Raw genomic sequence first — 15,078 nt, 5'->3', positions numbered from 1 at the left:
CGATCAGCCGTACAGCCCCGTCGGCGACCTCCCCGTCCACGACGACCTCGTACCGGCTCGCTGCGTCGAGCGGAGCGAGGCGAAATCCCGGCGCCGGCCCTGCAGGACGTGCAGCAGCATGCCGGACGGTGCGCCGACGATCGCTCCGAAGGTCAGCCCGTACAGGGACGTGCTCCTGGTCGAGCAGGTGATCGGGCGGATGGACCACGGGGCAGGGATCCTCTCCACGGGAAACCCCTGGTCAGAGAGGTGGTCAACGGCGCGTTCGGCTTCCCGGGACGAGTTGTACGAGGTGTACGAGGCAATCGGCCTGCGATGCTGCCCGGTCATCGCCCAGCCCTTTCTCTGCCGGTGCGCACGGAGGGTTTCGAACAGTCCCCAGCGTGGCGAGCCGATTGGCTCCACGCCTGCGCCTGGCGAGTCAGAAATGCACGGGTCGGATCGCCCCACGAGTACGAGAGGAATAATCCGAACATCTCGGATAGGCCGGCCTGTGAGCGGGTACGCGGAACACCGCTCGCTTCCCTGAGGGCTCGGGGAGAACGGAGTGATCCCATGGCCGGCAGCCGGGCGCACAGCCTGTACCACCGCTGCTCCGACCGGGAGGGCGGCCTTCCGCGGGGCGGCGGGCGGCACCCCACGACCGTGCGGCGAGGGCCCCGCCCACCCGCTTCAACCCCGGCCGACCATGCCCTCCGCAAGCTGACGGTGCTCTCCCGCGCCCTGTTCGACACCCCGGACGAAGGCGAGATCCTGAGCCTGGCCATGGACCACATAGCCGCCGCAGGGCCGTACAGCGCCGAGGCCGGATACCTCAAGGTGGACGGCGACCTGGTCCCCAGCCCGAGGAACGGGCAGATCCATGCCTTGGCCGTGGACCGGAGGGTGCGGGAGCTGGCCGGGCAGGACGGCCCCGTGACCGTACCCGGCAGGCCCTGGGGCCGGGCCCTGGGGCTACGCGGACTGGAGAGACTCCACGGCTACCTCGTGGTGACGTCCCGCTCCCGGCCCACCGAGGCCGAGCACTCCCTGCTCGCCACGCTCGTCCGGCACACCGCCGCTGCACTGTCCGTCGCCCACGCACACCGCCGCCGTCGCGAGGACGCGCTGGAGCTGCACCGGCTGAGGAAGGAACACACAGCCCTCCAGCGGCAGCTGATCTCCGTCGTGGCTGAGCTGGGGTACCAGCGGGCCGTTCACGCGCTCATGGCCGACGTCGCTGCCTCGGGCGGCGGCGAGGAAGCCATCACCCGCGCACTGCACAGGCTCACCGGGCTCCCCGCGCTGGTCGAGGACCGCTTCGGTCGGCTGAGGTCCTGGGCCGGTCCCAGCCGCCCCGACCCCTATCCGGAACCGGACCCCGTGCGCCAGGACGAAATGCTGCACGCCGTCGCCCGGGAGGCCGGGCCGGTGCGGATAAAGGACCGGCTGATCACCCTGATCCGCCCGCACGGCGAGATCCTGGGCGTGCTGGCCCTGGTCGACGCCCTGGACGAGGCCGACGAGCACACCGTGCTCGCGCTGGAACACGCCGCCACGTCGCTGGCCCTGGAGCTGGCGCACCTGCGCAATCTGGCCGCAGTGGAGCTGAGGCTGCACCGCGAGCTGGTCGACGACCTCCTGGCAGGGACGGACGAGGCGAGCGCCTACGCCCGGTCCGAGGCAGTCGGACACGACCTGCACCGCAGCCACTACATCGTCGTGGTGCAGTGGTCGAACCGGACTGTGGACGATTCCTTCGCGCAGACGGTGAGCCGGGCGGCCTCTGCCGTGGGCATGCGCTCGCTGCTGACCCGCCGTTCCGACCACGTCGTCCTGGTCGCCGACGGCAGACCGCACGTCCGCGCGTTGTACGAGGCGCTCACCCGGGAGACCGGGACCCGGTCCGGGACGATCGGGGTGAGCGCCCCTTGCGACTCCCTGGACGACATCCCCCACCACTACCAGGAGGCGCAGCGCGCCCTGGAAGTGCGCCGCCACTCCCGCGAGCGCTACGGCACGACGTTCTTCGACGAGCTTGGCCTCTACCGCATCCTGGGACCTGGCAACGACTACCGGGAGCTGGAGACGTTCGTCCAGGAGTGGCTCGGGCAGCTCATCGACTACGACTCCCGGCATCACGCGGCCATGGTGGAGACCCTGACCCGGTACTTCGACTGCGGCGGCAACTACGACGAGACCGCCGAATCCCTCGCGATCCACCGCAGCACGCTGCGCTATCGGCTCCAGCGCATCCGTGACATCAGCGGCAACGACCTCGCGAACGTCGAGGACCGGCTGAACCTCCAGGTGGCGACCCGGGTGTGGAGGATCGTGCTGGGCGGACCCGGCTGATGCTCTGCTGGAACGATCCGGACCAGACGCGGACCAGTGATTCCGATACTGGACTTTCAACTCCCCATGCATGCTGGTCAGAGCCGCGTGGGCAGGTGTACCACCAGCAGACCAAGAACGCATTCGACCCAGATTTCGACCCCACCCCCTCCCATCGCGGCAACGACCATCCTTGATCTGCAACTATGCGAATTCTGCCGCTGTACCAGCCGCATGCCGCCGCCTAGCAAATTATTGATCACGAACCAACACCGGTCGGCAGCCCAGGCACAGGCCACGCCTGCCCACCATCCACTCCTGGGTGCACTACATGGAGGCCTTCGGCGAGATCCCGACCGAGCTGAGCGAGTACGCCGAGCTGATGAAGAAGCTGGCCGCAGCATGACCGAACGCATGAAGCCCCCACCCGACGCACCGGCCGCACCCTGGGCGGAGCCAGGAAGACGACCCCTCCGCCTCCTCCCCCGGCCGCCGAGCTCACCCCCGAGCAGTACGCCGCCGAACAGGCCTCCGCCCCGGGCGAAGGCCGTCCCGCTGCCAGCGGGCCGCCCACTCCTTCGGCCGCTCCCGTCGAGGGATCGGCACAGGGCCGGACCGAGGCGGTGCCCGGATCGCGGACAGCCACAACGGCCCCTCCAGCGTCGTGACCATGGTCAGGTCGGTGACCCGCAATCGGTTCGGTCTGTCCGCGGTGAAGTCGTGTTGCACCAGGTCAGGGGCGAGGTCGGCGCCTGGGTCCCGGCGGGTGGAACCCCTGCCCCGGCGGGGGCTGATCCCGGCGAGGCCGGCCTGGCGCATGAGCCGTTCGACACGCTCGAGACGACGGCAACACCACGCGGAAGTCGTGGGGTAGCCGACATGGGTGTGAATCATGGTCCGGGTCTCGTCTCAGCCACGTTGCAGACACCGAACACACGCATGAGGCGGACCGGGTTGGCGGTCTTCCGGGCTTCGCCGAGGAGCCGGCCCTGGCAGATTGTGTCCGGGCGGATATCCGCCGACAGCCGGGCCGCCTCTGGGCCTGGGCGGCATGCCCTCCGAGGCCGCCGAGTTCCACGTCCCCGAAGGCAGCGTCCTCGCCCTGTACACGGACGGACTGATCGAATCCCAGGTCCGCGACCTGGACGACGCCTGCGAGCTCCTGCGCTCCGGGCTCGCCGAACCCGGCCGCCCGCTGGAGGAGACCTGCGACCGGATCCTGCACGACCTACTCCCTCAGCCCCCAGACGGACGACGTCGCTCTCCTTCTGACCCGGACCAGGACCCTTGGCACCAGCCAGGCCGCCAGTTGGGAACTGCCGGCCGAACCCTCCGTCGTGGCCCCGGCCCGTGAACTCGCCTGTGAGCGTCTGGCCGCCTGGCACCAGCAGGAAGCGCCTTCACCGCGGAACTCGTGATGAGCGAACTGATCACGAATGCCATACACTACGGATCCCCACCGATCCACCTGCGGCTCAACCGTGACACGGCGTTGATCCGCGAGGTCAGCGACGCCAGCAGCATGGCCCCGCATCTGCGACGCGCCCGCCTGTCCGACGAAGGCGGCCGGGGACTCCTCATCGTCGCCCAGCTCGCCCAGCGGTGGGGCAGCCGTCACACCCGGACCGGCAAGACGATCCGGGCCGGGCTACCCCTCACCCCTGCGCAGCATTGATCTTCATCCGCGGGGAAGTCCAGTAGCGGGCGTGGTGCGCGGTAGGCGGCAGGGCCGGGAGCGGCCATCAGGCGTTCGCCACCGCCGACGTCAGCCGTGCCGCGCTCCGCAGCGAACGGGAAGCGGTCAACGCGAAAAAAATCGGTGGCTCTTCGCGGCAACCTTTTCGGCCTCTGGGACCACTCGGTGTTGTCCGGCCAGGTGGTCGGTCAGATGCAACGGCTGAAAGAGAGCACAGACGTGTCCCCGGAACGAGAGCACAGACATGTCCCCGGCCCACCCACGTCAGCGGTGGCGTCCCCCGTCGGCGGCCTCCGTGCCGACGGTGGCGCGCGCGGTGGTCAGCCGAAGCATCGTGGCCGTCGGTTGCTCGCGCGTCGGGGTCTCTGGGCGGGTCTCACCATGGTGGTCGTGGCCGGCTCGGCCGTCGTGGTCAGCCAGGCTTCGGCGCAGCAAAAGACCCTGGATCTGAAGAAGTGGTACGTGTTGGTCAACCGCAACAGCGGCAAGGTGCTGGACGACCGCGCCTCCGCCAAGAACGACGGCGCGGCGGTGGTGCAGTGGAGCCGTCATGGCGGCCCCGACCAGCAGTGGCGGTTCATCGACGCGGGTGACGGGTACTACCGGCTGCAGAACCGGACCTCCGGCAAGGTGCTGGACGACCTCGGCTGGTCGAAGACCGCCGGCTCCGCCATCGTGCAGTGGACAGACCTGAACGGCGCCAACCAGCAGTTCAAACTGGCCAAGTCGCCGAACGGCTACGTGCGTTTGGTCAATCGCTTCAGTGGCATGGCCGTCGATGTCCACAACGCCGCCAAAGCCAACGGGAGCGGTGTCGTCCAGAACCGCAACCGGGGCGGCGCCGATCAGCAGTGGAAACTCGTCCCGGTCGGGAGCGTCGGCAGCTCCGGTACGCCCACCGCGCCGAGCAGCAGCGTTCCCACCAGCCCGGATCCGAGCAGCTCGCACCCGTCGTCGACGCCGTCGTCCACGCCGTCTCCCGTGGCCGGTGGCGGCAGCTCGACGACACGATTCATGGGCAGCAGCACGGTGCTCATCGGCGGCTCGGTGTCCGACGCCTCGGCGGCCGCCGCGCCGTTCGACGTGCGGTACGCCTATGTGCACAGCCAGCCCGCGCCCTCGTCTGACTACTACTCGGCGGCGCGCTGCCACGACGACTGGTCGGGTTGGTGGGGCTGCTGGAACGGCAGCACCACGGCGCCCGGCACTTACGTGACCTGGCGGGACAGTGTGGTGGCCCAGGCGACGTACAAGGGCAGCGCGCGTCCGCAGAAGATGCTCTGGACCTGGTACTCGTTGCGCGACCTCGGGGATGCGGCAGGCCAGGGCGACGGTCCGGGCGAGGTCAAGGCCATCAACCGGCTCGACCTGCTCACCCGGTACCTGAACGACTACCGGTTCTTCCTCCAGAAGATCGGCACGTCGCACGAAGCGATCGACCTCGAGCCCGACTTCTGGGGCTACGTCCGGTCGCTCGGCAATCCGCACCAGGTTCCCGCACAGGTCTCGGGCGCGAATCCGACGGATTGCGGATCGCAGGAGAACAGCGCCGCCGGACTCGCCCGCTGCCTGATCTCGATGGCACACAAGTACGCGCCGAACACCGCCGTGGGGCTGCACCTTTCCTGCTTCGACTGGCAGACCAACACACAGGCATGCGTCAAGGACTACGCGAACCTCGGGGCGCAGAACGCCGACTTCCTGGCCACCGACGTGTCGGACCGCGACGCGGGCTGGTACGCACAGCCGGCCCACGGCGGCAGTGACCACTTCTGGAACGACCAGAAGGCCGCCGCCGCGCTGCAGTTCTACAAGACGATGGCCGAGTCCGTGGGCAAGCCGGTGGTCCTGTGGCAGATCCCCGTGGGCAACATGGCGCAGAACAACACCCTCAACCATTACAAGGACGACAAGGTGGACTGGTTCTTCGCACACATGGACCAGGTCGCGAACGCCCATGTCGCCGGCCTGCTCTTCGGTCCAGGACAGCAGGAACAGACAACGGCCGAGACCGACGGCGGAAACCTGATCCGCAAGACGATCGCCTATCACAACTCGGGCGGTACAGCGCTCAAGTAGGCGAAGATGACGAAATGCGCCCCCATCGCTTCGATGGGGGCGCATTTCGTCAGGCGAGGTAGCGGACGTGGAGGAACTGCACGATGGGGCGTGCCGGTCAGCAGACCTCCGGGGTTGGCGAGGGATCGCCCGGCGTCACCCAGGGTCTGAATGCACCGGAGTCGATCAGAGGCGGCGGGTGTGAAGTGCCAGTGTCCGTCGCAGGCCAGCGAGCCCGGAGGCCGACGGGCAGGCCATGGCGTCGCGTGCGGGGAAGGTGACGGCATGGGCCAGACGACACCAGGCTCCGCCGTCGCCTGCGGGATGAGCGACGCCTGAGCTGACATGCCGGCGGAAGTCGACGAGCGCGCTGACTGCCGATGGTTCGGTGCTGCTCCTCATCTGGCCGATGCAGGCTGACCTGCGGTGCTTGCTCGGCCTGTTCACGCGTCAGCGGGCCCGGGTGCAGGCCGGCAGAGCACCGCGGTCAGCGCTTCCCGCAGCAGCCGGGTCGCCTCGGTGATGTCGGCGGCTCCACTCGGCCGACGCCAGGCCACGTACCCGTCGGGGCGGACGAGCAGCACGCCCTCCTCGTCGATCTCCGCACGGCGGCTCCAGTCGCCGTACGCGTCGTGCGCGTCGCGGTCGATGACGACGCCGCGCAGGTCGAGGCCGAGTTCCCCGGCCAGGATGCCGGCGGCGTCGGCCCATGGGGTGCCGGCCAGGCCGGTCAGGACTGTGAAGCCGCCCTTGCCGATCAGGTCGAGGGTCGAGATCCGCCCGCCCTTGTCGTCGACGAGCCAGGCGTGCGGCAGCTTGGCGCCGGGGCGGGAGGTCGGGCGTCCGAAGAGTTCGTCGTCGCGGGTGACCGCCTCGGCGGTGCCGTCGGGGATGACGGCCGCGGACGTGTAGCGCTGGTTGTGCTCGACGCCGTGGGCGTTGAACTCGTAGTGCTTCAGCTCGATCGCCTCGCGGATGGCCCGCCGTTTCCCGGCGCCCTCGGCATCCGGCCGGCGGGCCGCCTCCAGGGCCTCGGATATGCCCTTCTCGCCGCCGCCCACGACGCCGAGGGCCTCGAACAGGGGGAGGAACTGGTCCCGGGAGAGATTCGCGCGTTCGACGATCTGCCGGGCGACGGGGGCCCGTTCGTCGGTGTAGGTGTCCAGCAGTTCGGGTCCGGCGTGCCCGTTGATGACGGCCGCCAGCTTCCAGGCCAGGTTGTAGGAGTCCTGGACGGAGGTGTTGGAGCCGAGGCCGTTGGACGGCGGGTGACGGTGGACGGCGTCTCCGGCGCAGAAGACGCGTCCGCTGTGCAGTCGTGTCGCGTAGGCGTGGTTGACGGTCCACAGGGAGGCGCTGTCGATCCGCACGTCGAGTTCCTCGTCACCGACGAGGTCGCGGACGATCGCCGCCGCCGCTTCGTCGGTGACCTCCGGCGGGGGGTTGTCGATGTCGTAGCCCCAGACGATGAGCCACTCGTTCCAGGGCCGGACCATGCGCAGCAGGCCCATGCCGATGCCGCCGACGTCGGCGCCCGGCCGCATGATCCAGTACAGGACGCTGGGACGGTGCTCGACGTACCGGGCGAGGTCGGCCCTGAAGACGATGTTCATGCTTCCGGCCTTGCCCATCCGCCCCTCCACGGGCAGTGCGAGCTTGTCGGCGACGATGCTGCGACCGCCGTCGGCGCCGATCATGTAGCGGGCCCGGACGGTGTGTTCGGTGCCGCTGGGCCGGTCGCGCAGGCGCGCGGTCACGCCGTCGGCGTCCTGCTCGAAGTCGATCAGCTCGGTGTTCAGCCGGATCACGGCGCCCCGCCGGGCGGCGTTGGACAGGAGGATGGGTTCCAGGTAGGTCTGCGGGAGGTCGATCATCCCGCAGGGGCTCTGGGCGGCGTACTCGGTCAGGCTCTCGTCGCCGGTGCCCCAGGTGCGGATGCGGCCGATCTCGTCGCCGAGGAGTGAGGTGGCGAAGACGGTGTCGCCCATCAGGTGGCTGGGGGTGCCCTTCTCCAGGGCCTCCCGCTCGATCCCGAGGTCGCGGAAGACCTCCATGCAGCGCTGGTTGGTGATGTGGGCGCGCGGTGTGTCGGCGAGCCATCCGTACTTGGTGACCAGCTGGGTGCGTACCCCGTAGGTGGCCAGCAGCAGGGCCGCGGTGCCGCCGGCCGGGCCGCTGCCGATGACGAGGACGTCGGTGTCGTAGTGCTCAGGGGTGCTCATGCTGTCTCCGTGGAGTCCGTGGGAAGGCCGTCGCGGGGTCAGGGGGTGGGCCGGCGTGCTCAGTGCCCGGGGCGCGCGATGCGGAAGGTGAACTCGAGCAGGCGCCACTCGCCGTCGACCGGCCGGCCGTCGGGCGTCGGGCCGGTGTGCCGGACGAAGTCGGTGATGAGGTCGTCCTTGACGCCGAAGACCGCGTCGCGCTGCCCGGGGGCTCCGTCGAGGTAGGCGCCGCCGCGGACGAACAGCTGGGTCACCAGCGGCTGGTGGCCTGGTGCGCTGATCAGGAAGTGCACGTGCGGTGCCCGGTAGGGGTGGCGGCCCACGGCGGACAGCATCCGGCCGACCGGGCCGTCGTCCGGGATGGGGTACTCCGACGGGAGGATCGACCAGAACGTGAACCGCCCGTCGGCGCCGGTGGTGAACCGGGCGCGCAGTACCGGCCCGTCCAGGTCGGGGAGTTGGACGTCGTAGAAGCCGTCCTCGTTGGACTGCCAGACGTCCACCACGGCATCGGCGACCGGTTCCCCCTCCTGGCCGGTCACCGTGATGTCCGCCCACATCGGCGTGCCCGTCAGGCCGCCCGCGATGTCGCTGCCGTGCCCGGCGGCGGGCGGCCCAGCGACGTAGAAGGGCCCGAGGATCGCGGAGGAAGTCGCTTCCGGCGTACGGGAGTTGGCGAGGGCGTCCACGACGCTGGACACGCCGAGGGTGTCTGAGAGGAGGATGAACTCCTGCCGTGTGTCGGTGGTGAGGTGGCCGGCCTCGGTGAGGAAGTCGACGGCCCGCTGCCACTCCCGCGGGGTGAGGTCGTTGCGGATCGCGTAGGAGTGCAGGGTGCGGGCGAGGTCGCTCAGCAGCTGCCGCAGGCGCGGGTTCGCGCAGCCGTCGAAGCTCGCCACGACCTCGCCGGTCAGCGCCCGCAGGTCGAGCGCGGAGCCGGCCGTCGGCTGCGGGCGGCGGCCCTGCCAGGCGTCCCGCAGCAGCCCGGCGAGCCCGGTGCGGGTCACCTCGCGCGGGTTCGGGTACGGCTGCGCGGTGGCCGCTTCGGCCGCGCGGTTCAGGTCGGCCTCGGCCATGCCGAGTTCACGCAGTGACGTCGGCCCGCCGACCCTGCGGATCAGGTCGAAGACGCCCGTGGGAGCGTCGGGCACGCCCAGGGCACGCGCGACGCGGTCCATCGCGTCCGGGGCGGCGGCCGCGTTGTATGCCATGGCGTGCGGAAGGACCACGGTGTGGGTGTCGGCGTGTGGCAGGCCGAAGGTCCCGCCCAGCGTGTGGCAGAGCTTGTGGTGCAGTCCCATGCCGACGGCGCCGAGGCAGGTGCCCGCCAGCCACGCCGCCTGCAGCAGCTCCGCCCGCGCCTCCAGGGCGGACGGGTCGTCGTGGAGGGCGGGGAGGGCACGGGCGATGGCGGCGACCGCCTCCAGGGCCATGGCGTCGGTGACCGGAGTGGCGTCTGGCGAGTAGAGGGCTTCCACGGCGTGGGCCAGTGCGTTGACGCCGCTGGTCACCGATATCGGGGCCGGTAGTCCGAGGGTGAGCTCGATGTCGTACACGACCGTTTCCGGCAGGATCCCGGGGGCGGACCGGGTGACCTTCCGGCCGTCCACCGTCTCGCCGAGCACGGGGGTGGCCTCGGAGCCGGCGTAGGTGGTCGGCACGATGATCTGGGGCAGGTCCGTGCGGACGGCAAGGGCCTTCGCGAGGCCGGTCGTCGAGCCGCCGCCGATCGCCACCAGACAGTCCACGCGCTGCTCGCGCACCGTTCCCAGGGCCTGCTCGGTCACCCCGACGGGGGTGTGCATGGCCGCGCCGTCGAACTCGGCCACCGCCAGGTCGCCCAGGGCTGCGCGGAGCCGTTCGACGTCCTTGCGCAGGGCCGGTGATCCGTCGGAGAGGAGCAGTACCCGGGCCCCGCCGAGACGCTCGACCTCATCGCTGACCTGCGAGAGCGTACCCGCGCCGAAGACCACCCGGCTCGGGCCGGTGGTGTGCACAAAACTCCTCATGAAGCTGCTCTCCGTGCTGCGGGGCCAGTGGGTCTCCCGCAGTATTGGAGGCCGTGCGCCGGCCGTTCCTGCATAATCTCCGCATCGTCTTGCACAAAAACGGCGTCGGCCGCGGCTCGGTCCGTGCTTGCCCGCCTGTGCCGGAGGGCAGCAGGACCGTGCCCCGAAGGAGGGCCTCATGAGCGAGATGGGCCTCGGTGACACCCACGGCATCCTGACGCGGCCCGGGGTGCGTCCCGTCCGCACCAGCACGGGACTCGGCTGGGAGCAGTTGTATCTGTCGACGCAACGGGAACTGCCGTATCGGGACGCCTTTCAGGGAGCCGGCAGCCACTTGGTGATCCTGCATCTGGACGGCCCCGTCACGGTCCGGAGGGGACGCCGGGGGTTGACGGCCGCACGGCAGGTTCCGCCCGGTGGCCTGTTCCTGCATCCGGCCGACACGGAGCTGGACGTGGAACTCGGCGGTCATCTGAACACGGTGCACGTCTACCTGTCGGACGTGGCCCTCCAGGCGACGGCGGAGGACGGCCGGCCGGTGCGGCTGAAGGAGGAGTTCGGCACCACGGATCAGCTGCTGGAGCAGCTCGTTCTGGCGCTCGACGGTGTGGTTCGGCACTGGGAGCCCAGCGGGAGCACCTATGCGGATCAGCTCGCCCTCATGACCGCCGCCCAGCTGGCCCGCCGCCACAGCGTGCGGCAACGCGTCGCCGAGCCGACGCAGTGGCAAGTGGGTCTGAGCGACCGGCAGTTCACGGCCGTTCGGGAACTCATGAACGCCCGGCTTTCCGAGCCGCTGTCGCTGGAGGACCTCGCCTCCGCCGCGGGGCTCGGTGTCAGCCAGTTCGCCCGGCGTTTCAGGGCTCGCACGGGATGCCCTCCGCACCGGTACCTCGTGCGGCTGCGCGTGGAGCGGGCCGCTCGCCTCCTGCGCGCCGGATCCATGCCCATCGCCCAGGTGGCGGCCGCCTGCGGCTTCTCCCACCAGGAACACCTGACCCGGGTGATCCGCTCGCACCTCGGTACGACGCCGGCCGCGCTGCGCCGCGAGGGCTGACTCACTCCGGTGATCGGCGCGGCTATAGTTCCCCGGCACCGAACGAAGGGAGCGACGATGGTCGCCCGCCTGGCCGGGTTTCTTCCCGGCGATATGAGCGAGGAACAAGCCGCCGTCTACCGGTCGATCTCCGGAGGCCCCCGTGCCGCCGGTCCTCAGCTCTTCGCCCTCACCGACAGCGAGGGACGGCTTCGGGGGCCGTTCAACGCGATGCTGCTCAGTCCTCCGGTCGGAGCCGCGCTACAGACCGTGGGTGCGGCGGTGCGCTACCGGTCCTCTCTCAGCGACCGCGTGCGTGAAATGGCTGTGCTCCTCGTCGCCGCGCACTGGGGCAGCGCGTTCGAACGAGAAGCGCACGAAGCCGTGGGGCGCGCTTGCGGTCTGACCGAGGAGGAACTCGCCTCACTGCGCTCCGGTGTGCTGCCGGACGTGACCGACCCGGACGAGACGACCGCCCTGCGGACCACGGCCTCGCTGCTGCGCTCCGGCAGCCTGGGCGACGACGAGTACCGCACGGCGGTGTCGGCGATTGGTGAACGCGGCCTGTTCGAGCTGACGACCCTGGTGGGCTACTACTCCACCCTCGCCCTGCAGCTCCGCGTCTTCGCAGGTGAGGAAGGCAGGCCAAGGCCCTCGGCGCCCTGAGGGCAGCATGGTCACCCCTCCGGTGAGCGCTCTGCCATCCGTTTCGCGACGCGCGCGATGGTCTCGCGAAGCCACATGTGCGCCGCGTCGTGCGTGTGTACGGGGTGCCACCACAGGGCTTCGTGGAGGGGCACCATGCCGTGCGGCGGCTCCATGACGCGGATGCCGGCCGTTTCGCGCAGTCGCTCGGCGAGCCGGGCCTGGACGAGGGCGATTCTGCGGGTTCCGGCGACGAGGAAGCACAGTGCCTGGAAGGTGTCGGCGGAGACCTCCGAGCGGGGCTCGATGCCGAGCATGCTCAGCTGCCGGGTGGACGTCGTGTCGTACAGCCGCCGATACGTCACCCAGGGCAACCGGTTCAGATCGTCGGGCGTGAGCGCGTCCCCCACCTCGGCATTGTCCCGTGAGACCACGAAGACCCAGCGGTCCTGGAAGACCTCGACCGCCGGGTAGCCGCTGATGAAGCCGTGGGGCAGGAGCATCCCGTCAGTGGTGCTCAGCAGTGCGGCTGTCTCCTCGGTGACCGTGGCGGGAGTCAGCTCGAAATGGAGCCGGACGCCGGGCGCCTCCGCGTGGAGGATGCGGGTCAGTTCGGTGCCGAAGACCGTCACGGCGTAGTCCGAAGCGATGATCTTGAACTCGTGGCCGTCCTGGACGGGATCGAACTCGGCCTGGCTGCTGAAGACCCGTTCCGCCATGTCGCAGGCCCGGGCCGTCCGGTCCAGCAGCGCCTGGCCGAGGGCGGTCAGCTCGTAGTTGTTGCCGGTCCTGAAGAGGAGCTCGTCGTCGAAATGCCGGCGCAGTCGCGCGAGGGCGCCGCTCATCGCCGGCTGGCTGAGCCCGATGCGCTGCCCCGCCCTGGTGACGTTGCGTTCCTCCAGCAGAGCGCGCAGAGCCACCAGAAGATTCAGGTCAAGGCTGGCCAAATGCATGACACTCCCGAGCGCTGGTCGGCCGTCGGAGACGAGACCTGAAGCTCATCGGTGACACCGATGAGCTTCATCCGGTGAATCGATTTCCCCAATTGATTCGGGACGGCCAGATTAGTCGCACCGCCACTGAGAGGACACATCCGTGAAACGTGATGTTGATTCACCGCTCTTCTCCGGCTCCTTCGCCCTCGGTACCGTCAGCGCACCAGGCAGGACGCCCTTTCCCGCTCTCGTCCTGTCGGACGCCCGCGTGCTGGACCTGCGTACCGCGCTGGGCGCACCAGAACTCACTGTGCGCACGCTGCTGGAGCGCTGGGACGAGGTCCTGCCCCGTCTGCGCGGTCTGGCGGCGGATACGGCCGGTGACTGGCTGCCGCTGGACGGTCTGCGGATACACGCCCCCGTGGAGCCGCGGCAGATCTTCCAGTCCGGTGCCAACTACCGGCAGCACGTGATCGACCTTGCAGTCGCCCACCGCTCCCCCGACGACCCGCGCACCGTCGAGGAGGCACGTGCGGAGATCGCCGCGGTCATGGACCGGCGGGCAGCCGAGGACCTGCCGTACGTGTTCATCGGCCTGCCCAGCGCGATCACGGGCCCGTACGACGACGTCGTACTCCCCGCTTGGGCCGAGAAGCCGGACTGGGAACTGGAGCTGGCGGCCGTGATCGCCAAGCCCGCCCACCGGGTCTCCGTCGAGGAAGCCCTGACGTACGTCGCCGGGTACACGATGGCCAACGACCTCACCGACCGCGCCACCGTCTTCCGCCAGGACATGCCCGCCATCGGCACCGACTGGCTGCGCAGCAAGAACGCCCCCGGCTTCACCCCGCTCGGCCCGTGGATCGTGCCGACCGAGTCGATCGCGGACTCCGGTGATCTGCGGGTCACGCTGAAGCTGAACGGCGAGACCATGCAGGACGAGTCCACCAAGGACATGATCTTCGGTGTCGCACGCATGGTGTCCTACGTCTCCCAATCGGCCCAGCTCCTCCCCGGCGACCTGGTGCTGACCGGCAGCCCGGCCGGCAACGGGATGCACTGGGGGCGGCTGCTGCGTGACGGCGACGTCATGGAGGGGACCATCACCGGCCTCGGTGCCCAGCGCACCCGATGCGTCGCGGAGAAGCCGTCATGACCTTGGACCACACCGATCCCGTGGGTGCCATAGCCGAGGCCGCCAAGGCGTACAGCAACTGGGGCCGCTGGGGCGACGACGACGTGCTGGGCACCCTGAACTTCCTCGACGAGGCCAAGCGCCGCGAGGGCGCGGCCCTCATCCGGCGGGGTATCAGTTTCTCCCTCTCGCAGAGCTTCGACATGGACGGCCCGCAGAGGGGCTGGCGGCGGCGCACCAACCCCATCCACACCATGCTGACCACCGGCACCGACGCGGCCCTCGACAACCAGGGCTTTCCGCACGGCATCGGCGGCGCCGACGACGTCATCACCATGCCGTTGCAGTGCTCCACCCAGTGGGACGGGCTCGGCCACATCTTCGACCACGGCAAGGCGTGGAACGGACGCGACGCGGAGAAGGTGGTCACCGCCGAGGGCGACCTGGTGACCGGTATCGAGCACATGGCCCCGCATGTGGCCGGGCGCGGCGTCCTCCTCGACGTGGGACTGGTCCTGGGCCGGGACGGCGAACTGCCGGACGGCTTCGCCATCACCGAGGAGCACCTGACCGCCACCGCCGATGCGCATGGCGTCGGTGTCGGCCGCGGTGACATCGTCCTCGTCCGCACCGGCCAGCTGGCCCGGGTCCGCCGCGAGGGCTGGGGCGACTACGCGGGCGGTGACTCGCCCGGCCTCTCCTTCACCGCTGCGGGCTGGCTGCACCGCACCGAGATCGCCGCGATCGCCACCGACACCTGGGGCTTCGAGGTGCGGCCCAACGAGTTCGACCACGCCTTCCAGCCCCTGCACCAGGTCGCCATCCCCCACATCGGACTGCTCATCGGCGAGATGTGGGACCTCGACGCCCTCGCCGCCGACTGCGCGGGCGACGGCGCGTACGAGTTCTGGCTCACCGCCGCACCCCTGCCCATCACCCGCGCCGTCGGCTCCCCGGTCAACCCCATCGCCGTCAAATAGCCCGTCCCCCCGCAGAACCCGCAGTCCCACCCCATCCGCGTCCAACAAG

General features: G+C 70.0%; 10 protein-coding genes and 1 pseudogene. 7 read left to right on the top strand and 4 right to left on the bottom strand.

What is annotated here, in order from left to right:
- Nucleotides 1-555 precede the first annotated feature (555 nt).
- The 3 genes and pseudogenes from AQJ64_RS03905 (at nt 556) to AQJ64_RS03895 (ending at nt 6,088) form a co-directional block, all read left to right on the top strand.
- The gene (locus tag AQJ64_RS03905; RefSeq protein ID WP_206189596.1) at nt 556-2,334 is read left to right on the top strand and encodes a PucR family transcriptional regulator; all 1,779 of its coding nucleotides are present in this window, start codon (nt 556-558) and stop codon (nt 2,332-2,334) included.
- A 982-nt stretch (nt 2,335-3,316) separates the two neighbouring features.
- Nucleotides 3,317-3,988: pseudogene (locus AQJ64_RS45260) on the top strand (SpoIIE family protein phosphatase); the annotation flags it as partial.
- 402 nt (nt 3,989-4,390) lie between these two features.
- Nucleotides 4,391-6,088: an RICIN domain-containing protein gene (locus AQJ64_RS03895; RefSeq protein WP_055631511.1), complete on the top strand. Its 1,698-nt coding sequence runs from the start codon at nt 4,391-4,393 to the stop codon at nt 6,086-6,088.
- A 165-nt stretch (nt 6,089-6,253) separates the two neighbouring features.
- Here the strand turns inward: AQJ64_RS03895 and AQJ64_RS50515 are convergent, their stop codons facing one another.
- From AQJ64_RS50515 to AQJ64_RS03885, 3 genes are read right to left on the bottom strand one after another with little or no spacing between them, the layout of a single operon-like run.
- Nucleotides 6,254-6,469 (bottom strand): DUF6083 domain-containing protein, encoded by a 216-nt coding sequence (locus AQJ64_RS50515; protein ID WP_240512435.1) that lies wholly within the window; start codon nt 6,467-6,469, stop codon nt 6,254-6,256.
- Between the two features lie 41 nt (nt 6,470-6,510).
- Nucleotides 6,511-8,289: an FAD-dependent oxidoreductase gene (locus tag AQJ64_RS03890; protein WP_055631510.1), complete on the bottom strand. Its 1,779-nt coding sequence runs from the start codon at nt 8,287-8,289 to the stop codon at nt 6,511-6,513.
- Between the two features lie 59 nt (nt 8,290-8,348).
- Nucleotides 8,349-10,298 carry a maleylacetate reductase and hydroxyquinol 1,2-dioxygenase domain-containing protein gene (locus AQJ64_RS03885; RefSeq protein ID WP_055631509.1) on the bottom strand — a complete coding sequence of 650 codons (1,950 nt, stop codon included), beginning with the start codon at nt 10,296-10,298 and terminating at the stop codon, nt 8,349-8,351.
- 178 nt (nt 10,299-10,476) lie between these two features.
- On the opposite strand from AQJ64_RS03885, the gene AQJ64_RS03880 reads away from it, so the two are divergent.
- Nucleotides 10,477-11,355, top strand: a complete 879-nt coding sequence (locus AQJ64_RS03880; protein WP_055631508.1) for a helix-turn-helix domain-containing protein — start codon at nt 10,477-10,479, stop codon at nt 11,353-11,355.
- A gap of 57 nt (nt 11,356-11,412) precedes the next feature.
- Nucleotides 11,413-12,000, top strand: coding sequence for a carboxymuconolactone decarboxylase family protein (locus AQJ64_RS03875; RefSeq protein WP_055631507.1), 588 nt, complete (start codon nt 11,413-11,415; stop codon nt 11,998-12,000).
- An 11-nt stretch (nt 12,001-12,011) separates the two neighbouring features.
- On the opposite strand, the gene AQJ64_RS03870 is transcribed toward AQJ64_RS03875, so the two are convergent.
- The gene (locus AQJ64_RS03870; RefSeq protein ID WP_055631506.1) at nt 12,012-12,932 is read right to left on the bottom strand and encodes a LysR family transcriptional regulator; all 921 of its coding nucleotides are present in this window, start codon (nt 12,930-12,932) and stop codon (nt 12,012-12,014) included.
- 142 nt (nt 12,933-13,074) lie between these two features.
- On the opposite strand from AQJ64_RS03870, the gene AQJ64_RS03865 reads away from it, so the two are divergent.
- Nucleotides 13,075-14,070: a fumarylacetoacetate hydrolase family protein gene (locus tag AQJ64_RS03865; protein WP_055631505.1), complete on the top strand. Its 996-nt coding sequence runs from the start codon at nt 13,075-13,077 to the stop codon at nt 14,068-14,070.
- Complete coding sequence (locus AQJ64_RS03860; RefSeq protein ID WP_055631504.1) at nt 14,067-15,029, top strand: cyclase family protein; 963 nt, start codon at nt 14,067-14,069, stop codon at nt 15,027-15,029. The genes AQJ64_RS03865 and AQJ64_RS03860 overlap by 4 nt, the downstream gene beginning before the upstream one ends.
- The last annotated feature ends 49 nt before the right edge of the window (nt 15,030-15,078 follow it).

The sequence above is a fragment of the Streptomyces griseoruber genome, assembly GCF_001514205.1.
Lineage (GTDB): Bacteria > Actinomycetota > Actinomycetes > Streptomycetales > Streptomycetaceae > Streptomyces > Streptomyces griseoruber.
Note: the sequence above shows the minus strand (reverse complement) of the source record. Positions and strands in the feature narration are given on the sequence as shown.